The following is an 18,831-nucleotide window of genomic DNA, read 5'->3' as shown; positions in this document are numbered from 1 at the left end:
AAATCACGGTGTACGGAACCCGATGTTAACCTTCGATCTGCAGAGAGTCCGCGAGAAGGCCGTCTCCACCGACGTCGTCGGCTACGAAGTGGAGGACCTCCAGGGGACGATCGGCAAGGTCAACGAGACGACGGAAGCGCTCGTCCCGAGCTTCATCTCGGTCGATCTGGCCTGGTCGCTGCCCCGGAAGCGGGTAACGAGGCGGGTGATCTTGCCGGCGGCCGTCATCGAGCGGATCGATCACGCCGTCAGAAAGGTCTATGTCGATCGCCGACACAAGGAGATCAGGAACGCCCCGCCGTCCTTGAAGTCCCATGCGGACACGGACGACGGCTATCTTGACGATCTCCGTCGCCACTATGGGCCGGGGGGCGCAGGTTACCGCGCACCTCGCGACGCTTGGACGGAAGAGTTTGGGCGTGCATTCATCAGCCATCGGATCGATGCGTCCGCGCTGCGCGACAGCGGGAGACCGATGAGCGAACGTGCGCAGATGTCCGAGCAGGGCGCGCGAACCTTGCTCGTCGCTGCCGGCATCTGGGCCGCAGGCTTCGTCATTCTGACCTTCTTGGTCAGCGGATTCTCTATGAATATCGACGTCGGCGTCTGGAAAATCGTCGCGGTGATCGCCCTTGCGTTCCTGTTCGAGACCATGGACTCGTCCGCGGGCATGGGATTCGGCACGGCGCTGTCTCCGCTCCTGCTCGTGCTGGGCTTCACGCCCTTGCAAGTCGTGCCTGGTCTGCTGGCGGCGGAAGCAGCCACCGGCCTGGCTGCGGGGCTGATGCACAACGAGTTCCGCAACATCGAGCTCTCCTGGCGGCCACTCAACCAGGCGACGAAGACCGTGCTTGTGATCGCCGCGCTCGGTGGACTAGGCGCGATCGGCGCCGAGGTGCTCACCTACTACGCCTTCACGCTCTCCGAGACCTTCGTCAGGACCTATGTCGGGATTGTCGTCGTCGTGATGGCCGTCATCATCCTGACGGTTTCCTGGCGTGGGAAACAGATGCCTTATCGTCCGCGGCGCCTGCTGGTATTCGCGGCGGTCGCGGGCGTGAACAAGGGGATCGGCGCCGGCGGCTACGGACCCGTCATCACGCTCGGGGGCGTGCTCTCCGGCGTCTTCGAGAAAACCTCGGTCGCGCTGGCAACGATATCGGAGGGTATCGCCTCCACGCTCGGCACGATCACCTTCCTCGTGCTCGTCGCGCTTGGCACAGAGGTTGACTGGCGGCTTCTCCCCTGGCTCTGGGCCGGAGCGTTGCCGGCTGCCGTGATCGCACCGTACGTGGTCCGCGTGCTGCCCTCGCGGGTCTGGAGGTACGTCATTCCGGTATACGCCGTTGCTGTCGCGGCCATCCTGTTCGTCGACACGTTCGGCGGCTGACTCCTTCGCGCGACGGAAATACGTATCGCATCGGCGTTGTAAGGGCTCTTGGAACCAATCAGGCTGCCGCCGGTTGGCAGTCTGGCGCGACTGTGTGCTGGCACGCGCTGTTCTCATAGGAGACCGCTGCTATCCCCTCGGTTCGGACCACCGCTCCCGCTCGCCAGCCTCTGCCGCCACCAGACGGTGAATCGGAGGCTTTGCACCGGAGTCCTCGTCTGCTGCTGACGCTGACCGCGCTTGGCGTCGTCTATGGCGACATCGGGACGAGTCCGCTCTATGTGGTAAACCTGTGCTTTCTCGGCCCGAACGCCATCGCCGCGACAAAGGGGAATGTGCTCGGCGTTCTGTCGTTGATCGTCTGGGCGCTCCTGATCGTCATCTCGACGAAATATCTGCTCTTCGTCTTGCGTGCAGACAATCGCGGCGAAGGCGGCATCCTCGCCCTTACAGCCCTGCTCAACCCCTGGCATAGCCGAAGCGGCACAGGGAAATACGTGCTGATGCTCCTGGGCTTGTTCGGCGCGTCGTTGCTCTATGGTGATGGCACCATTACGCCGGCCATATCGGTCCTCAGTGCGATCGAAGGGCTGCAGATCGCAACACCGGCCTTCAAGCCTTATGTGGTGCCGCTCACCATCCTCATCCTGATCGTCCTGTTTTTGTTCCAACATCGCGGGACAACCGGCGTAGGCGTCGTGTTCGGGCTGATCATCATGGTCTGGTGCCTGGTGATCGGCGCTCTCGGCGTGGGTGCCATCTGGCATGTCCCGCAAGTGCTGATGGCGATCGACCCGCGTTATGCCGCCGCATTCTTCATCGACAACGACTTCGCCGGCCTGCTGATCTTCGGCATCGTGTTTCTGGTTGTGACCGGCGGTGAGGCACTTTACGCGGATATGGGTCATTTCGGCCGGCGACCGATCCAGATCGCCTGGTTCGGTCTTGTGCTGCCGGCGCTCGTGCTCAACTACATGGGCCAGGGTGCTCACCTCCTCAACGCAACAGGCGACCCGCAGAATCTCTTTTTTGAACTCGCTCCCTCCTGGGGGCTCGTCCCCCTGATCGTGCTGGCGACGCTGGCCACCATCATCGCGTCCCAGGCGATCATCTCCGGTGCCTATTCGCTGACACGTCAGGCGGTGCAGCTCGGACTCCTGCCGCACTTGACGATCGTGCAGACCTCGTCCGAGGAAATCGGTCAGATCTATGTCCCAATCGTCAACTGGCTGCTGATGACTGCGACGATCACCTTGGTGCTGGGTTTCCGTTCCTCCGGAGCGCTCGCCGGCGCCTATGGTGTCGCCATCACCACGACGATGGTCATCACCACCGTACTCGCCTATTTCGTCGCCCGCGGCTGGGGCTGGCATCCGGCGACGATTGCCGGGCTCACAGGCGGTTTTCTCCTGGTCGACCTCACCTTCTTCGCTGCGAACCTTTTCAAGATCACCGATGGAGGCTGGTATCCAATTCTCGCAGGCGTCGTCGTCTTCACATTGATGACCACCTGGCGCACGGGTCGTACACTGCTCGCGCAGCATTTACGCAGGGGCCGGTTGCCGCTCGACGACCTGTTTGAGATGGTGCGCTGCAGACGGCCGTCGCGGGTTCCCGGGACCGCTGTATTCATGACATCGGATCCTGAAAGTTCGCCGCCGATGCTGCGTCACCAACTCATGCACAATCGCGTTCTGCATCAACAGGTTGTTCTCTTCACGCTCAATGTCGAAGCTGTGCCGCGAATCCCCCCGGCCGAGCGGGTCACGGTGGAAAAGTTACAGCTCGGCTTTTATCGCGTGACCGCACGTTACGGGTTCATAGAAAATTCAGACGTTCCTGCGGTTCTACGCCAGTGCAGCGGCCAGGGGCTCAACGTCGACCTCGACAAGACCACCTACTATCTCGGCCGCGAGACACTGATCCCGAGCCCCAAGGTCGGCATGGCACTTTGGCGGGAGCATTTGTTCGCCTTCATGTCGCGGAACGCCGCACTGGCCACCGCATATTATCGCATTCCGCCCCGTCAGGTCGTCGAGATCGGTATCCAGCTGGAAATTTGAGCTTGGCCTCCTGCCGTTCCGGGCCCTTGGCCTTGTTCATCGCTGTCCTTATTTCGACAGCACTTGCCTGCCCTAAGCGCCGACCAGCCAGTGATCCGCGCTCTCGCTAGAGACGCCGTTGCCATGCAGCAGCAATGACCGCTGAAGTGCCAACTTGCGTGAAACGTGAAGCGGCTGATTTCCGTCGAACTGATTGATGGCTCACAGCGATTAGGTCAGCAAGACTGACTCAAAAGTAGCGACCAAAAAGGTAAAATATCGTCACAATCGACAGGAGAAGAAGGAATGGCGCACCCGAAGAGATTCGAACTCCTGACCCCCAGATTCGTAGTCTGGTGCTCTATCCAGCTGAGCTACGGGTGCTTTTGCCTGAAGCGGCGGAACCGCTTGCGTGAGCGGTTCTCTAAAGGGTCCTTTCGGGGATTGCAAGCGCCGTTCGGCAAAAAATTTCATTTTTACGACGATGGCCCGACTTGCTGTGGACAGTCGCGGTAACACCGATGCGGCAACGCCCTGAAAAGCAGGGCATTGCACCAGGGAAGCAGGCGCGAAAATTTATCGCGGGCGTCAGACTGTGCCGCGCCTCCGCTTCATCCTGTCTAGTGACGGAGCTTCGAGCGGAAGGCGTCGAGTGGCACCGGCCGATCGGGCAGTTCGATGCGGAACAGCGTGCCGGGTGTCGGCTTTTCGACAAGCGCGATCGTGCCGCCATGGGCGAGCACCAGCTCGCGTGCAATCGCGAGACCAAGGCCCGTGCCGCCGGAGCGCGCCGAGCCGCGGAAGGCGGCGAACAGGTTTTCCCGCGCCTTGGGCGGCATGCCGGGGCCGGTATCGTCGACCGAAATGGTGACGACGCTGCCGACCCGCATGGCGGAAACCGTAACAAGCCGCGGACGGCCGTCCTCCGGTTCGTGATTGGTCAATGCCTGCACGGCGTTGCGGCAGATATTGTGCACCACCCGGAAGAGCTGCTCGCTGTCCGCATCCACCTCGATGTCGTCCTGCATCTGGATCTGGAAATCGATGCCCGCCTGGGGATCGATCGCCAACAGTTCGGCGACATCGGAAACGAGCGGTTTCAACGCGACGAAGCGGCGATGCGGCTCGGCCTCGGTCGTTCGGCCATAGGAGAGCACTTCGCGCGTATAGCCGACGGCCCGGTCGATGGTACGCAGCAGGGTCGGGGCAAACCGCTTGACCACGGGATCGTCGACATCGGCGAGACGGTCGGAAATCAGTTGCGCGGAGGACAGGATGTTGCGCATGTCGTGGTTGATCTTCGACACCGCAAGGCCAAGCTCTGCAAGGCTCTTCTGCTGCTTCAGGGTCTTTTGCAGTTCACGCTGCATGCTGGCGAGGTGCTGACCGGCAACGGCAAGTTCGTCGCGTCCTTCCGGCGGCACGAGCACCCGACCGGGATCGGCCGGATCGTTGGAAAATTCCTGCATGTTCGCCGTCATCCGCCGGATCGGCGTGATCAGCATGCGATTGATGGCAAGGAAGATCAGCGCCGCTGTGATCAGCGAAATGATGAGCGATAGGACAAAGACGTTACGCGAGTAGACGAGCATCGCCTTGCGCAGGCTCGCATCCTTCATCAGAAGCTCGATCGTCGCGTCACTTTCGCCAAGCGGCCCATAGACACGGATCACCCGATCGCCGCCGAAGAGCAGGGTATCGAAGGCATCGCGGATAGCGCCAAAGGCGGTGGAATTGGCAACGTCGTACTCGCCCTTGATCTCGAGAGGCATGTCGGTCAGCGCGATCATGCGCGACGCGTCCTTGCGCCGGATGACGATCGCCTTCGTGCCGGTCGCCATCAACGTGTCCTTCTGCACGCTGCGCGGCAGCTCGACATTCTGCAGGCCGTCGACGACGACGGCAGCGGCGGCGGCCGTGTTCAGCCGATCCTCAAGCCAACGAATGCGCATGGTTGCGACAGATGGCGCGAAGATCAGCACCTCCGCCAGCATGACGAAGACGATGGTCAGCAGGAGCAGCTTACCGGAAAGGCCCCGGAAAAACCCCGCACTCGCCTTCAGTGACTCGCTTGCCGTTACCGGACGCGTCTCTTCCGCCATGCCTTACAAACTTCCCTGCCCGTCAACAAAAACGCCCGCGACCCCGCACAAGTGCCCGAGCCAGGGGGCTTCGCGCCAGGGCAATAATAGGAGATGGCCGCCCGTTTTCCAATCTCGGAGCAGCCGGACGGGGTGCGACATAGGTGCGGACATCCTTCAGCGCACCGTCGTTGGCAGCCGCAAAGGACCACATCCCGATCATCTCCCTCCCCGCATCGCCGACGCAAAATCTTCGGCGCGCTGCCGCCCCGCTCGGGCCTAGCTGCACAGAATCCGGATCGGTGTAAGTCACCCAGGGAACAGTGGCATCGCCAGGGGACGACGCATTGCGCGCGGCGGCGGGCACGGGCGGCGATGGAGTAGAGCGACTACTGGCATTCGGGCAGGCCAAAACAGCGAGCCCGCGGCACCGTAACAGCACCGCGGGCTCCGAACACCTGGCGAGGCATTGCCGCTCAGAACTCTTCCCAGTCATCCTTCGCGACAGCCGCAGCGGAGCTGCCGCCAAAGGCGCGGGCAACGTTGCCCATCATGCGACGCGCCGGCGATTCGACCGGGCGGGTGGTTTCGCGCGCCACGGCCACCGGCCTTGCCACGGTATTGTCCACCTTGAAGTAGGCGATCAGGTTGGCGAGGTTGTTGGCCTCGGCGGAGAGCTTGTGGGTGGCGGCATTCGCCTCCTCCACCATCGCCGCGTTCTGCTGGGTCACCTGGTCCATCTGGTTGACGGCGGTGCTGACTTCGCTCAAGCCCGTCGACTGCTCGCGCGCCGCCGTTGCGATCGAATGGATATGGTCGTTGATCTTCAGGACGCGGTCTTCGATCTCACCGAGCGCGGAACCGGTTTCCTGTACCAGCCGGACACCGGTCGCCACTTCGCTGCCGGACTTCGAGATCAGCGCCTTGATGTCCTTGGCCGCACTTGCGGCGCGCTGGGCCAGCTCGCGTACTTCTTGGGCAACGACGGCAAAGCCCTTGCCGGCATCACCGGCACGCGCCGCCTCGACGCCGGCGTTCAGTGCCAGAAGATTGGTCTGGAAGGCGATTTCGTCGATCACGTTGGTGATCTGGCCGATCTCGCTCGACGCCTGCTCGATGCGACCCATGGCATCGACGGCATTGCGCACGACTGCGGCAGACTGCGCCGCGCTATGCTTGGCCTCGTTGACCATCACGGTCGCTTCCTGCGCCCGCTCGGTCGAGCTCTTCACGGCAACGGTGATCTCGTCGAGGGCGGCCGAGGTTTCCTCGAGCGCTGCCGCCTGCTGCTCGGTGCGCTTCGACAGATCGTCGGCGGCAGCGCGGAGTTCGGACGAATTGCCGTTGATCGTGTCGGTCGTCACGCGAACCTCGCGGAGCGTCTTCTGCAGGGTCGACAGCGTCTCGTTGACGTTCTTCTGCAACTCGGCGAAAGCACCCTGGAAATGGCCGTTCATGCTCTGGGTCAGGTCGCCGCCCGCCAGGCTCGCGACGACCCGGCGGGTCTCGGCGATGCCGGCATCGACGCTGCCGACCAGTTCGTTGACGCTTGCGGCGAACCGGTTGAGGTCGTCGTTTTCATAGTCCTTGCCGATGCGCTTGGTGAAATCGCCGGCGGCCGCGGCCGCCACGACGACACCGATGCTCGACTGCAGATCGGCGCTCTTTTCACGCAGCACCGCTTCCTGCGCGTTGAGGTCACGAACGGCGAGACCGTTCTGCTTGAACACCTGAACGGCCTCAGCCATTTCGCCGATCTCGTCCTTGCGGCCGGCGAAGGGCACGTCAACAGTGAGATCGCCGCCAGCGAGCTGCTTCATCTTGCCGGTCAGCTCGAGGATCGGGCGGCTCAAGTGGTTCGTTGCGATATAGAAGGCCGCGCCGAGGCCGGCGAGCATGCCGAGGCCGGCGATACCGAGGATAACTATGACCACCGAGCGCTCGAAAGCCGCGACCTCCCCGGTGACGACTTCGAGTGTCTTCAGATTGATATCGGCGACGGAGTCGATCTGCTGCTGGAAGGCCTTGCGGTTGGCCCGGTTGGCATCGTTGTTGCCCTGCTCGCTGGCCGCCTGGGGCGAGACCTGTTCGCCGAGGCGCGCCGTTTCCGCCCGGAACGTCCTGAACTCGTTGGCGCGATTGACCAATGTATCAAACGAGGCTTGCGTGTCGGCGGGGATCAGCAGGCGCCACTCGGCAAGTAGCGTATCGATCTTGTCGAGATTGGTGCGAATGCCCTCGGCAAAGGGCTTGGCCTTTTCGACGGTCGGGGCGGCGTAGATGCCACGCGATTCCATCACCACCGTCGTCACCAGGCGGTTCAGGCGTTCCGCCTTGAAGGCACGCGCAGCGACATTTTCGTATTGCTGGAATTTCTCGTTGTACTTGGCGACCGCCACGAGCGACATTCCGGTCACCGCAACGGCCAGCAGGCTCATGATCCCGACGATCAGATAGATTTTACCGCGTATTTTCATCCCGACCTCCCACGAGGCAGCGAGAGCTGTCCGTTTATCGGACGTCTCGGCACCCCATTGCACCGGGGAGACCCTAAAATAGTCGTGGTTAATAAAGGTCGTCGCTGCCAACCGGCATTCTGGGGAGCGCCGATTAGAGTTCTGTTTACCAATCTCGGTTAGTTGCCCGCCTTTTTGCGCAACTGTCAGACGCCGCTTGCCAGGGACCCGTCACTTTTACAATGCCGCTGCCACTGAATCGCCAGCCGCAATTGACTTTCCGGGAATTTTCCTCTTATAAGCCGCGCACGTCCGGTCAAGCCCTCCTGCCCGAGAAGGCGGAGCCGTGCCCGGTAACGTAAACGCTCCTTGCTACACGCAAACCCAAGAAGGGCCGCACACCGCGGTATTAAATAAATGAAGCGTACCTACCAACCGTCCAAGCTTGTCCGCAAGCGTCGCCACGGCTTCCGTTCGCGCATGGCTACCAAGGGTGGCCAGAAGGTCCTCGCAGCCCGTCGGGCTCGTGGCCGCAAGCGTCTTTCGGCTTAAGCCGAAACTGCCCGAAACCAGTGTCCGGGCACATGACGTCAGATAAAGACAAAACGACTGTCGGGCGGCTGAAAAGCCGTCCGCAGTTTTTGGCCGTTCGGGCTGGAGAAAGCCGTAGAGGCCCGTTGTTTCTCCTCGAAGTGCTCGACCGCAACGATCCGGAAGGCGAAGCCCGCGTCGGCTTCACCGTTACTAAGAAACACGGCAATGCCGTCGAGCGAAACCGGATGCGCCGGCGCCTGAAAGAGGCGGTGCGGCTTTCCGCCGGGTTTGCAATGAAACCCGGACACGACTATGTGATTGTCGCCCGACGCGATCTCCTGAACGCCCCCTTCGATGCCTTGACCCGGGGGCTTCGCGAGCGCATCGAAAACAAGCCGAAACAGAAGCGGCCGCCGGCCGGTTCCAGGAAACCATGATGGAAAAAAACCGCAACTATTTCGTGGCGATTGGCCTGTCCGTGCTGATCCTCATTGCCTGGCAGTTCCTTTACGTCAATCCGAAGATGGAGAGGGACCGCATCGCCGCGGAACAGGCGCAGTTGGGACAACAGGCCAAGCCCCAGCCCGGTACCCAACCGGCGACATCGGGGCAGGCTCTGCCGGGCGGCGGCGCAATTCCGGGCACTGGTGAAAACCGTGACCAGGCAATTGCCAAATCGGCGCGCGTTGCGATCGACACGCCGGCCCTTTCCGGCTCCATCAACCTGACCGGTGCCCGTTTCGACGACCTCAAGCTCAAGGAATACCGCGAGACGGTCGACCCGAAGAGCCCGGTCATCACGCTCTTCAGCCCCGCCGAGACGACCGACGGCTACTTTGCCGAACTCGGTTATGTCGGCAGCGATGCGACCGGCAGCGTGCCGGGCCCGCAGACCGTCTGGACGCTTTCCGGCGGCGACAAGCTGACCGCTGCGAACCCGGTAACGCTGACCTTCACCAACGAGAAGGGCGTCACCTTCACCCGCACGATCTCGGTCGACGACCACTACATGTTCCAGGTGGTCGACAGCATCAAGAACGGCACGGCCGAGCCGCTCGCGCTGTCGTCCTATGGCCGCGTGACCCGCTTCAACAAGCCGACGACGCCGAGCGTCTACGTGCTGCATGAAGGCTTCATCGGCGTCCTCGGCGAGCACGGCCTGCAGGAACTGAAGTACGGCAAGATCGAGGACGAGAAGTCCGTCGAACCTGGCAAGGCGACCGGCGGCTGGCTCGGCATCACCGACAAATACTGGGCAGCAGCGATTGTCCCGCCGCAGGCGACCCCTTACGACACCCGCTTCACGCACTTCACCGACGGCCGCGCCCGCTACCAGAGCGATTACAAGAGCGACGCCGTCACTGTGGCTCCCGGCCAGACGTCCGAGGTAAAGAACCTCGTCTTCGCCGGTGCCAAGGAAGTTCCCGTCGTCGACAATTACGAGGTCGCTTACTCGATCCCCAATTTCGACAAGCTGATCGACTGGGGCTGGTTCTACTTCATCACCAAGCCGATGTTCAAAATGATGGATTTCTTCTTCCGTCTGTTCGGCAACTTCGGCATCGCGATCCTGATCACCACGATCGTCGTCAAGGGTCTCTTCTTCCCGCTCGCCAACAAGCAATACGCATCGATGGCGAACATGAAGAAGGTTCAGCCGAAGATGGAAGAACTGAAGAAGAAGTTCGGCGACGACCGCATGGGCCTGCAGCAGGCGATGATGCAGCTCTACAAGGAAGAGAAGATCAATCCGCTGGCGGGCTGCTGGCCGATCCTCATCCAGATCCCGGTGTTCTTCGCACTCTACAAGGTGATCTACATCACCATCGAGATGCGCCATGCGCCGTTCTTCGGCTGGATCCACGACCTCTCGGCGCCGGATCCGACGACGATCGTCAACCTCTTCGGCCTGCTGCCCTTCGACGGTCCGGCCTTCCTGCATCTCGGCGTCTGGCCTATCATCATGGGCATCACCATGTTCGTGCAGATGCGCATGAACCCGACGCCGCCGGACCCGACCCAGGCGATGCTGTTCACCTGGATGCCCGTGGTCTTCACCTTCATGCTGGCATCCTTCCCGGCCGGCCTGGTGATCTACTGGGCCTGGAACAACACGCTTTCGGTGCTGCAGCAGTCGATCATCATGAAGCGCCAGGGCGTGAAGATCGAGCTCCTGGACAACCTGAAGAGCCTGTTCACGAAGAAACCCAAACCGGCGGAATGACGCCAGCCGGCACGACAATCCCAGAGCCCCGGACCCAAGGTCCGGGGCTCTTTCGTTTTGACGCCGTCGCGCGACACGTTATGGCGTTGACGCGGGCGCGCAGGGCAGGCATCAGGCGCTATCGAAATCACTGCGCCTCGCTCCAGGACAATTTGCCATGACCGACCCGTCGGCCACCTCCGCTCCATTCGCCGCCAGCGAGAAGCTTGGCGCCGTGCTCGTCTTCGGCTCCGCCTTCTTCTGGAGTTTCGGAGGGGCGATCGCCCGGTTCCTGGAGATCCCTGACAGTTGGACGATCGTTTTCTGGCGCTGCCTCTTCGCCGGCCTCTTCCTGCTCGCCTTCATGCTGGTACGCGACGGACCGCGCGGCACGCTTGCGCTTTTCAAGGGCATGGGCTGGCCGGGGATCGCTGTCGGGCTCTGCTTCACCATTGCCTCGACCTCCTTCATCATCGCCATTTCCTATACGACCATCGCCAATGTCGTGCTGCTCGGCGCCGGCGTGCCGCTGTTTGCGGCGCTGATGAGCTGGGTGTTGTTTCGCGAACGGGTCTCGCGTTTCACCTGGGGCGCGATTACGGCCGTCATCGTCGGGGTCGCGATCATGGTGTCGGAGAGCCTGACGGGCAGCGTGTCGCCGATCGGCGATGCGCTGGCGCTGCTGATCCCCGTGGTCTTCGCCCTGGCAACCGTCATCACGCGCCGCTATCCACACGTGCGGATGACGCCGGCCACCTGCTTCGGCTGCTTCGCCGCCAGCGCCATTGCAGCAAGCCAGTCCTCCGGGCTTGCGGTGACCTCGAGCGAGCTCGCTCTGCTCTTCGTCTTCGGCGCCTTCAACCTCGGGCTCGGCATGGCGCTCTTCGTCACCGGCGCCCGGCTGGTGCCTTCGGCGCTCGCCGCCCTGCTCGGCACCGCCGAAACCGTGCTCGGCCCCGTCTGGGTTGCGATCATTCACGGCGAAGTGCCGAGCGGCCGGACGATCATCGGCGGCACCTTCATCTTTCTGGCGCTGCTTGCCTATCTCTTCAACGAGTTCCGGCGGGCGCAAACCATCCCCACACGGCCGGTCCGCACGCCGACGCCTTGACATCCACGGCCAAAACCGGGAAGCCATGAGCTTTCTCGATGAAGGACCGACCGCCGATGGCCGAAACCAGAACCAAAGACGACAAGCCGCTGTTCGGCCGGCCGTGGATTTTCATTCGCGGCGTGCCCGCCATGAAATTCCTGCCGCCGGAAGGTCCGCTGGAAATCGCCTTTGCCGGCCGCTCGAACGTCGGCAAGTCGTCACTGATCAATGCCCTGGTTGGCCACAAGGGACTGGCAAGAACTTCGAACACGCCGGGTCGCACGCAAGAGCTCAACTACTTCGTGCCCGACGGATTTTCGGGCGAGGCCAACGATCTGCCGCCGATGGCGCTCGTCGACATGCCCGGCTACGGCTATGCCCAGGCGCCGAAGGAACAGGTCGACGCCTGGACGAAGCTGGTGTTCGACTATCTGCGCGGCCGCTCGACGCTGAAGCGCGTCTATGTGCTGATCGATGCGCGCCACGGTATCAAGAAGAACGACGAGGAGGTCCTCGGCCTGCTCGACAAGGCGGCCGTCTCCTACCAGATCGTGCTCACCAAGACCGACAAGATCAAGGCCGCCGGCGTGCCGCGGCTGATCGCCGAAACGCTCGACAAGATCAAGAAGCGCCCCGCCGCCTTCCCCGAGGTGCTTTCAACCTCCTCAGAAAAGGGCGAGGGCATCGACGAGCTGCGCGCCGCGATCGGCACGGCAATCGCCCGCTAAGACGATCCCAGAAACCGTTCGAAGCGCACAGTGACGCGCGCGCTGCGCAGAGGTCAATCGACTCAAAGTCTTTGATCTCTGTCACTACCCCGACATGCAATACGCTCTATCTCTGCGTTGCGTCCGGATCGGTGGCGCGGCCAGAGATAGGAGAGACACATGTCCGAATTGATCGTTGTCGGATTCGATTCCCCTGAGGAAGCCGACAGGGTTCTGGTCCGGCTCGCCGGGCTGAAGAAGGAATACCTGATCGACCTCGAAGACGCAGTCGTCGTCGTGCGCGACACGGAAGGCAAGGTTCATCTCAAGCAGAGCCTGAACCTGACCGCAGTCGGTGCAACGTCCGGACTGCTTTCCGGTTCGATCTGGGGCGGGCTCGTCGGTCTTCTGTTCCTCAATCCGCTGGCTGGCTTTGCGATCGGCGGCGCACTCGGGGCCGGCGCCGGCGCCCTATCCGGATCGCTGACCGACTACGGCATCGACGACGAGTTCATCAAATCACTCGGCAACACCATCCCGAACAATTCCTCGGCACTGTTCATCCTCGTGCGCAAGGCCCAGCCCGAGAAGGTGCTCGCCGAATTCCCGGACCTGCGCGGCCGTGTCCTGAAGACGTCGCTTTCGCCGGAACAGGAGCAGAAGCTGCAGGCTGCGCTTTCCGGCGCGGCCGCGGTCTCGCCGCCGGCCGGGTCGTTCTGAACATCCGACGCTATGCTCCACCAGCAGGAGTGCTTAGCTGGACTTGACCGCCGGTACGAAAGCAAGCGCCAGGCCATTGATGCAATGGCGCTTGCCGGTCGGCGGTGGTCCGTCATCGAAAATATGGCCAAGGTGCCCGCCGCAGCGGCGGCAATGGCACTCCGTGCGGGTCATGAACAGAGACGTGTCCTTGCGCGTTGCCACGGCACCGGGCAGTGATTGCCAGAAGCTCGGCCAACCGGTGTCGCTGTCATACTTCGCCTCGGAAGAATAAAGTGGAAGCGCACAGCCGGCGCATTGGAAGATGCCCTTGCGCTTCTCGTGGTTGAGCGCGCTGGTGAAGGGACGCTCCGTATCCTCATGCCGCAGGATCCGGTACTGGTCGTCCGTCAGGATCGCCCGCCATTCGTCATCGGTCTTGACGATTTCGAAGGCCTGCGCCGCACTCGCTGAGGCAAAGGGCGTGAAGCCACGGATCGTCGCCGCCGCCGTGAGCACGGTACCTGCCATCAAGAGGACGCGCCGACTGATCATGGAACCTCCTTTCGGCCCCGTGCTCGAGGTCAGAACTTTCGCGCCTTGCCGACAGCGATAAATGGCCCCGTCGGCGTTCCGGTCGGCGATCCTCCCGGAGCCTCGACGCTGACGGCGAAGACCGACCCGGCGGACATTCTTTCCTGATACAGGGACGGAACGGCGATCTCGCCCTCGCCCGTCTGCGGCAGAACGCCAAGCGAGATCGGAGGATTGTTGCCGTTCACAAGCCAGAGTTCGAGGGATTTCTGCTCAGGTTGCATGGCGGCAATCGGCGTCAACTTCAGATGACCCGTGACCCGGTCGAAGCGGGCGACGAGGTCGATGGCGTTGCCCTTGCCTGATAATTCGGCCACCAGCGACGCTTTGGTCGTCGGCGCCTCGAAGAGGCCGGCCATGGAAGCACCCATCATCGCGAGCGCTGCGAGCGAAGCCAGCGCGAGGTTGCGCCACAGCACCAGCGAACTCCAGAGGCCCCGGTGCTGCCCCGCCAGTGCTGGTCTCGACTGTTCGAGAAACCGCCGCTCGCTGGCCGAGAGCATTCTGGGAGGCGGCGCAAGCGCTTCGTAGGCTTCGTCGAAGGAAGAAAGATTGCTCTGCCACCGGTCGACCATGGCGGCAAAATTGCGATCGGAGGCAAGGCGGGCCTCGACCTTGCGACGATCGTCGGCAGACAGGACGCCGAGCACATATTCCCCGGCGATCACTTCGTCGCGGCGGAAATCCCGGCCCTCTGGGGTTGGTGCAGTCATCGCTCCCTACGCTCTCGTACCTTCATGAGGCTACGCCTCAACCAAGACCGCATCGTGTCCAGCGCGTTGTGAAAACCTCCTCCACCTCCCGGTAAGCAGGACTTTCGCCGCACAGTGCCTGCAGTCCTTCAAGCTCCTCCCCGCAGGCACCGATCCGCCTGCCCCGTGCGCTCGAAAACCGCCGATTTTTCCGGATCCGCAGCAGGATCAGCCAAATTGCGGGCTTCGTCAATCGCGTTCCCTGCTGGTTTGCACCTGTCGACAAGGTAGGGCACGATGTGGCGCGTACCAGCCTTGTCATTCCGGTTTTATCTTGCTCGCCGATCATTCCATCGGTCCGGAACTTGCGCTAAACAGCAGCCGGTATATTTCGAGGGTCCGCCATGTCCGCCAATGAAAGTGAAATCCAGGCACGTCTGCTCACCCAGGCACTGCCCTACATGCAGCGTTACGAAAACAAGACGATCGTCGTCAAATATGGCGGCCACGCCATGGGCAACACCGAACTCGGTCGCGCCTTTGCCAGCGACATCGCGCTCTTGAAGCAGTCAGGCGTCAACCCGATCGTCGTGCACGGCGGCGGCCCGCAGATCGGCGCGATGCTGACGAAGATGGGCATCGAATCGAAGTTCGAAGGCGGCCTGCGCGTCACCGACGAGAAGACGGTCGAGATCGTCGAGATGGTGCTTGCCGGCTCGATCAACAAGGAGATCGTCGCGCTCATCAACCAGACAGGCGAATGGGCGATCGGCCTTTGCGGCAAGGACGGCAACATGGTCTTCGCCGAAAAGGCCCGCAAGACCATCAAGGACCCGGACTCCAACATCGAGCGCGTGCTCGATCTCGGCTTCGTCGGCGAAGTGGTCGAAGTCGACCGCACGTTGATCGACCTGCTCGCCCGCTCGGAAATGATCCCGGTCATCGCGCCGGTAGCACCGGGCCGCGACGGACACACCTACAACATCAACGCCGATACCTTCGCCGGCGCCATCGCCGGTGCGCTGAACGCCACGCGCCTTCTGTTCCTGACGGACGTTCCGGGCGTTCTCGACAAGCAGGGCAACCTGATCAAGGAGCTCTCGGTTTCCCAGGCGCACGCGCTGATCGCCGACGGCACGATCTCCGGCGGCATGATCCCGAAGGTCGAGACCTGCATCGACGCGATCAAGGCGGGCGTCCAGGGCGTCGTCATTCTCAACGGCAAGACGGCGCACTCGGTTCTGCTCGAAATCTTCACCGAGCGCGGCGCTGGCACGCTGATCGTGCCCTGATCCGCTTAAACGACTTGGTATATCCAACAAAGAAGCGGGAGAGGCTCGATGCCTTCTCCCGCTTTCCTTTTGAAGGGCGTTATCCGATCAGCCCTTGTAGACCTCTGTCGCCGCGGCTTTCAGCTTTTCCATCATCGCCCGGTAGGGGCCGGGGCCATAGCTGATGCGCGCGACGCCGGCGCGGGCGAGCGCCTTCGGATCCGGGGCAGCCGGCCGCATCATGATGTTGACCGGCAGGCTGGAGGCGGCGCAGACCTTGGCGATCAACGCTTCATCGACCAGCCACGGCACGAAGAAGCCGCTGGCGCCCGCTTCGGCATAGGCCTTGCCGCGGGCGATCGCCTCGTCGACAAGGCCGGCGTGCCGGGTCTCGTCGCTCTCCTGCAGGAAGAGATCGGTGCGGGCATTGATGAACAACGGGATACCGCGCCGGTCGGCCATTTCGCGGATGGCGCGGATGCGTGCCGCCTGCTTGTCGACCGGGTGCACGCCGCCCTTGCCGACCACCTGGTCCTCGAAATTGATGCCGATGGCACCGACGTCGAGAATACGGGAGACATTGGCGGCACCGGTCGCAGGGTCGTCGGAATAGGCTCCTTCGAAGTCGACAGTGACGGGCAGGTCGGTGGCGGCAACGATCAGCCGCGCGATCTCGGCGAGCCACACCATCGGCACTTTCTCCCCATCACCGAACCCGTGTGCAGCCGCCACCGACCAGCTTCCGGTGGCAAGCGCCTTGGCGCCGGCTTCGGCCACGGCCTTGGCGCTGCCGGCGTCCCAGATGTTGTAGAGCACCACCGGATCGCCCTTCCGGTGCAGGGCAGCAAAGGCGACCGCCTTTTCCTTCTGGTTCATCGTATTTCCTCCACGAATCCCATGAGCACGTATTCCCGGAACGCGGTGACAGCTGCCTTCCGCCCGGAATTGCGCCGTTTCACTGAATGAGAGTCTTGCCTTCGTGCTGGAGCAGCCATTGCTTCCGCCAGAGCCCGCCGCCATACCCCGTCAATGAACCGTCCGAACCGATGCAGCGGTGGCAGGGGATGACAATGGCGATCCGGTTGGAACCGTTGGCCTTGGCCACGGCACGAACGACCCGGATCGTATCGACCTCGCGGGCAATGTCACCATAGGATCGCGTTTCACCGGCGGGAATTTTTGCAAGCTGCGCCCAAACGTTGCGCTCGAAGGCGGTACCGCCGGGCGCAAGCGGCGTTTCGAAGGCTCCTGCCTGGCCAGAAAAATAGGCTTTCAATTCGCTTTCGATCTGGTCGATCGGCGCTGTCCTGCCAGGCACGATGGCCGAGCGTGTGTCTTTTTTCAGTTTCTCCAGTTCCGTTGGCAGCGCCTTGCGGTCGTGGAACTCGAGCAGGTGCAAATGCGTGGCATCGGCGACGGCCACCATGGGCCCAAGCGGCGTCTCGATCCAGTCGGAGAAGAGCAAGGCCCTACCCTGCGCCGCCGCCGGTGCGTCACCAAGCAGGTTCTGGAATGCGGCGCGAAAGCCGCTCGGCGATTCGTAACCGGCCTCGAGCTGGGCATCGATCACCCTTCCGCCGTCTGCGAGCTGGCGGGCGGCAAGCCCCAGGCGGCGATGGCGCGCGAGGTCGAGGAAGGTGATGCCGAGATTGCGCTTGAAAGCGCGCCGGACGGTCGACGGATCAAGCCCGCGGCGAACGAGATCGTCCTCGCTCCAGCGACGCTCCGGTGCCGCCTCCAGCGCCTGCAGCAGGTCCTCGACGAGCGGATCCTTGGCACCGTACGTGGCGAGCGGCCGGCAACGCTGGCACGGACGGAAGCCCGTCTCCAGGCAAGTCCCGATGGAGCCCACGAAGATCGTGTTCTCGCGCTTCGGCTTGCGGGCGGGGCAGGACAGGCGGCAGAAGACGCCTGTCGTCTTGACGCAAACGAAGGCGGCGCCTTCGTATTCGGTGCTTCGCGCAATCAGGGCGTCGTAAAGCGTTTCGTCGGAGGGAAGATCGAACAACATGCTGTCGTTCTACCATGGCTGCATCTGCTGGGGCGCCGGTTTTCGGGCGCCTATTTTCAGATCAGCACGAGTTTTCAGATCAGTACGAGCATCACGACGCCAAGCACGATCAACAGGCAGCCGAAAAGTTCGAGCCGGTTGATCCATTCGCGGAAGATGAAGAAGGACGAGGCGAAGGTGAAGAGCATTTCCACCTGAGCCACGACCTTGACGACGGCGGCCTGCTGCAGCGTCATCGCCATGAACCAGCCGAAGGAGGCGGAGGCACCGACGAAGCCGACGACGAAGGCCGGTTTCCAGGCGGCGGCGATGCGCGGTAGCTCGTCACGCTCGCGAAGCACGATCCAGATCAGCATGAGCACGGTCTGCAGCAGGATGACGAAACCGAGCGTATAGCTCGCCTGCATCATATAGTCGGGCGCCGGCAGGCTTGGCGCGAGCGCCAGTGAGGCCGAACGATAGGAAACGGCCGAAAGGCCGAAGAACGTGCCCGAGAGCAGACCGATGCCTGCCGTACGGCTGAATACCGAGGTTATCAGCGTGCGCGGGCTGAGCGTCGTGCGCGCCACCGAGATCAGCATCACGCCGATGACCGAGATGGCGATCGCCACCAGGGTCCCCTGGCTTGCCCTTTCTCCAAGGAAGATCAGGCCAAACACCGCCGCCTGCGCCGGCTCCGTACGGGAATAGGCGGTGCCGACGGCGAAGTTGCGGAAGGAGAAGAGGTGGACGAGCAGGAAGGTCGCAGCGATCTGCGCCAGCCCGCCGATGACGGCCCAGAGGAAGAAGGTGCCGTTCGGTACCGGCAGCAGGCGACCCGCCACCTGCCAGAGCAGCAACAGATAGAGGAAGGCGAAAGGCAGGCCGAAGCCGAAGCGCACGAAGGTCGCGCCTGTTGTACCCATGACGCCTTTCAGATGTTTCTGCATTGCGGAGCGGACATTCTGAAGGAATGCCGCGGCGACGGTGATGAGGACCCAGGTTTCCATGGCTGCGAGGAAGAGCAATTCAGGAGGAGCGTGAAACGGTCGTTCGCCTGAAATTACGCAATTTCAGAG

Annotated in this window: 16 protein-coding genes and 1 tRNA gene; 9 read left to right on the top strand and 8 right to left on the bottom strand. The window is 62.6% G+C overall.

Annotated elements, in window-relative coordinates; genetic code table 11:
- The first annotated feature begins 22 nt into the window (after positions 1-22).
- Both QM996_RS00460 and QM996_RS00455 read left to right on the top strand, forming a co-directional pair.
- On the top strand, positions 23-1,390 hold the full coding sequence (locus QM996_RS00460; protein ID WP_500268827.1) for a sulfite exporter TauE/SafE family protein: 1,368 nt from the start codon (positions 23-25) through the stop codon (positions 1,388-1,390).
- A 200-nt stretch (positions 1,391-1,590) separates the two neighbouring features.
- Positions 1,591-3,453, top strand: a complete 1,863-nt coding sequence (locus tag QM996_RS00455; RefSeq protein ID WP_500268826.1) for a potassium transporter Kup — start codon at positions 1,591-1,593, stop codon at positions 3,451-3,453.
- Between the two features lie 286 nt (positions 3,454-3,739).
- On the opposite strand, the gene QM996_RS00450 is transcribed toward QM996_RS00455, so the two are convergent.
- From QM996_RS00450 to QM996_RS00440, 3 genes are all read right to left on the bottom strand, one after another.
- Positions 3,740-3,816, bottom strand: a tRNA-Arg gene (locus QM996_RS00450).
- Between the two features lie 236 nt (positions 3,817-4,052).
- On the bottom strand, positions 4,053-5,534 hold the full coding sequence (locus QM996_RS00445; RefSeq protein ID WP_500268825.1) for an ATP-binding protein: 1,482 nt from the start codon (positions 5,532-5,534) through the stop codon (positions 4,053-4,055).
- Positions 5,535-5,989: 455 nt separating this feature from the next.
- Positions 5,990-7,990 carry a HAMP domain-containing methyl-accepting chemotaxis protein gene (locus QM996_RS00440; protein ID WP_500268824.1) on the bottom strand — a complete coding sequence of 667 codons (2,001 nt, stop codon included), beginning with the start codon at positions 7,988-7,990 and terminating at the stop codon, positions 5,990-5,992.
- 396 nt (positions 7,991-8,386) lie between these two features.
- On the opposite strand from QM996_RS00440, the gene rpmH reads away from it, so the two are divergent.
- The 6 genes from rpmH (at position 8,387) to QM996_RS00410 (ending at position 13,226) form a co-directional block, all read left to right on the top strand.
- Positions 8,387-8,521 carry a 50S ribosomal protein L34 gene (gene rpmH, locus QM996_RS00435; RefSeq protein ID WP_077962533.1) on the top strand — a complete coding sequence of 45 codons (135 nt, stop codon included), beginning with the start codon at positions 8,387-8,389 and terminating at the stop codon, positions 8,519-8,521.
- Between the two features lie 20 nt (positions 8,522-8,541).
- Complete coding sequence (gene rnpA / locus QM996_RS00430) at positions 8,542-8,940, top strand: ribonuclease P protein component (protein ID WP_173515399.1); 399 nt, start codon at positions 8,542-8,544, stop codon at positions 8,938-8,940.
- Positions 8,940-10,727 carry a membrane protein insertase YidC gene (yidC, locus tag QM996_RS00425; RefSeq protein WP_500270359.1) on the top strand — a complete coding sequence of 596 codons (1,788 nt, stop codon included), beginning with the start codon at positions 8,940-8,942 and terminating at the stop codon, positions 10,725-10,727. Before rnpA ends, yidC begins: the two co-directional genes overlap by 1 nt.
- A gap of 157 nt (positions 10,728-10,884) precedes the next feature.
- Complete coding sequence (locus tag QM996_RS00420; protein ID WP_500268823.1) at positions 10,885-11,817, top strand: DMT family transporter; 933 nt, start codon at positions 10,885-10,887, stop codon at positions 11,815-11,817.
- 56 nt (positions 11,818-11,873) lie between these two features.
- Positions 11,874-12,527 (top strand): GTP-binding protein, encoded by a 654-nt coding sequence (yihA, locus tag QM996_RS00415; RefSeq protein ID WP_500268822.1) that lies wholly within the window; start codon positions 11,874-11,876, stop codon positions 12,525-12,527.
- A 159-nt stretch (positions 12,528-12,686) separates the two neighbouring features.
- Positions 12,687-13,226, top strand: coding sequence for a DUF1269 domain-containing protein (locus tag QM996_RS00410; protein ID WP_500268821.1), 540 nt, complete (start codon positions 12,687-12,689; stop codon positions 13,224-13,226).
- Between the two features lie 33 nt (positions 13,227-13,259).
- Here the strand turns inward: QM996_RS00410 and msrB are convergent, their stop codons facing one another.
- Positions 13,260-13,760, bottom strand: coding sequence for a peptide-methionine (R)-S-oxide reductase (msrB, locus tag QM996_RS00405; RefSeq protein WP_500268820.1), 501 nt, complete (start codon positions 13,758-13,760; stop codon positions 13,260-13,262).
- 29 nt (positions 13,761-13,789) lie between these two features.
- On the bottom strand, positions 13,790-14,512 hold the full coding sequence (locus tag QM996_RS00400; RefSeq protein ID WP_500268819.1) for an anti-sigma factor: 723 nt from the start codon (positions 14,510-14,512) through the stop codon (positions 13,790-13,792).
- Between the two features lie 383 nt (positions 14,513-14,895).
- On the opposite strand from QM996_RS00400, the gene argB reads away from it, so the two are divergent.
- Positions 14,896-15,783, top strand: coding sequence for an acetylglutamate kinase (gene argB, locus QM996_RS00395; protein WP_429811089.1), 888 nt, complete (start codon positions 14,896-14,898; stop codon positions 15,781-15,783).
- 87 nt (positions 15,784-15,870) lie between these two features.
- Here the strand turns inward: argB and QM996_RS00390 are convergent, their stop codons facing one another.
- From QM996_RS00390 to QM996_RS00380, 3 genes are all read right to left on the bottom strand, one after another.
- A complete protein-coding gene (locus QM996_RS00390) occupies positions 15,871-16,638 on the bottom strand; it encodes an isocitrate lyase/PEP mutase family protein (RefSeq protein WP_500268818.1) in 768 nt (255 codons plus the stop codon).
- A 79-nt stretch (positions 16,639-16,717) separates the two neighbouring features.
- On the bottom strand, positions 16,718-17,773 hold the full coding sequence (locus tag QM996_RS00385; protein WP_500268817.1) for a bifunctional transcriptional activator/DNA repair enzyme AdaA: 1,056 nt from the start codon (positions 17,771-17,773) through the stop codon (positions 16,718-16,720).
- Between the two features lie 74 nt (positions 17,774-17,847).
- Positions 17,848-18,762, bottom strand: coding sequence for a DMT family transporter (locus tag QM996_RS00380; protein WP_500268816.1), 915 nt, complete (start codon positions 18,760-18,762; stop codon positions 17,848-17,850).
- Positions 18,763-18,831 lie beyond the last annotated feature (69 nt).

Source organism: Sinorhizobium chiapasense (assembly GCF_045277575.1).
GTDB classification, from domain to species: Bacteria; Pseudomonadota; Alphaproteobacteria; order Rhizobiales; family Rhizobiaceae; genus Ensifer; species Ensifer chiapasense_A.
The sequence above is the reverse complement of the archived record's forward strand: the minus strand, read 5'-3'. Positions and strand labels throughout refer to the sequence as shown.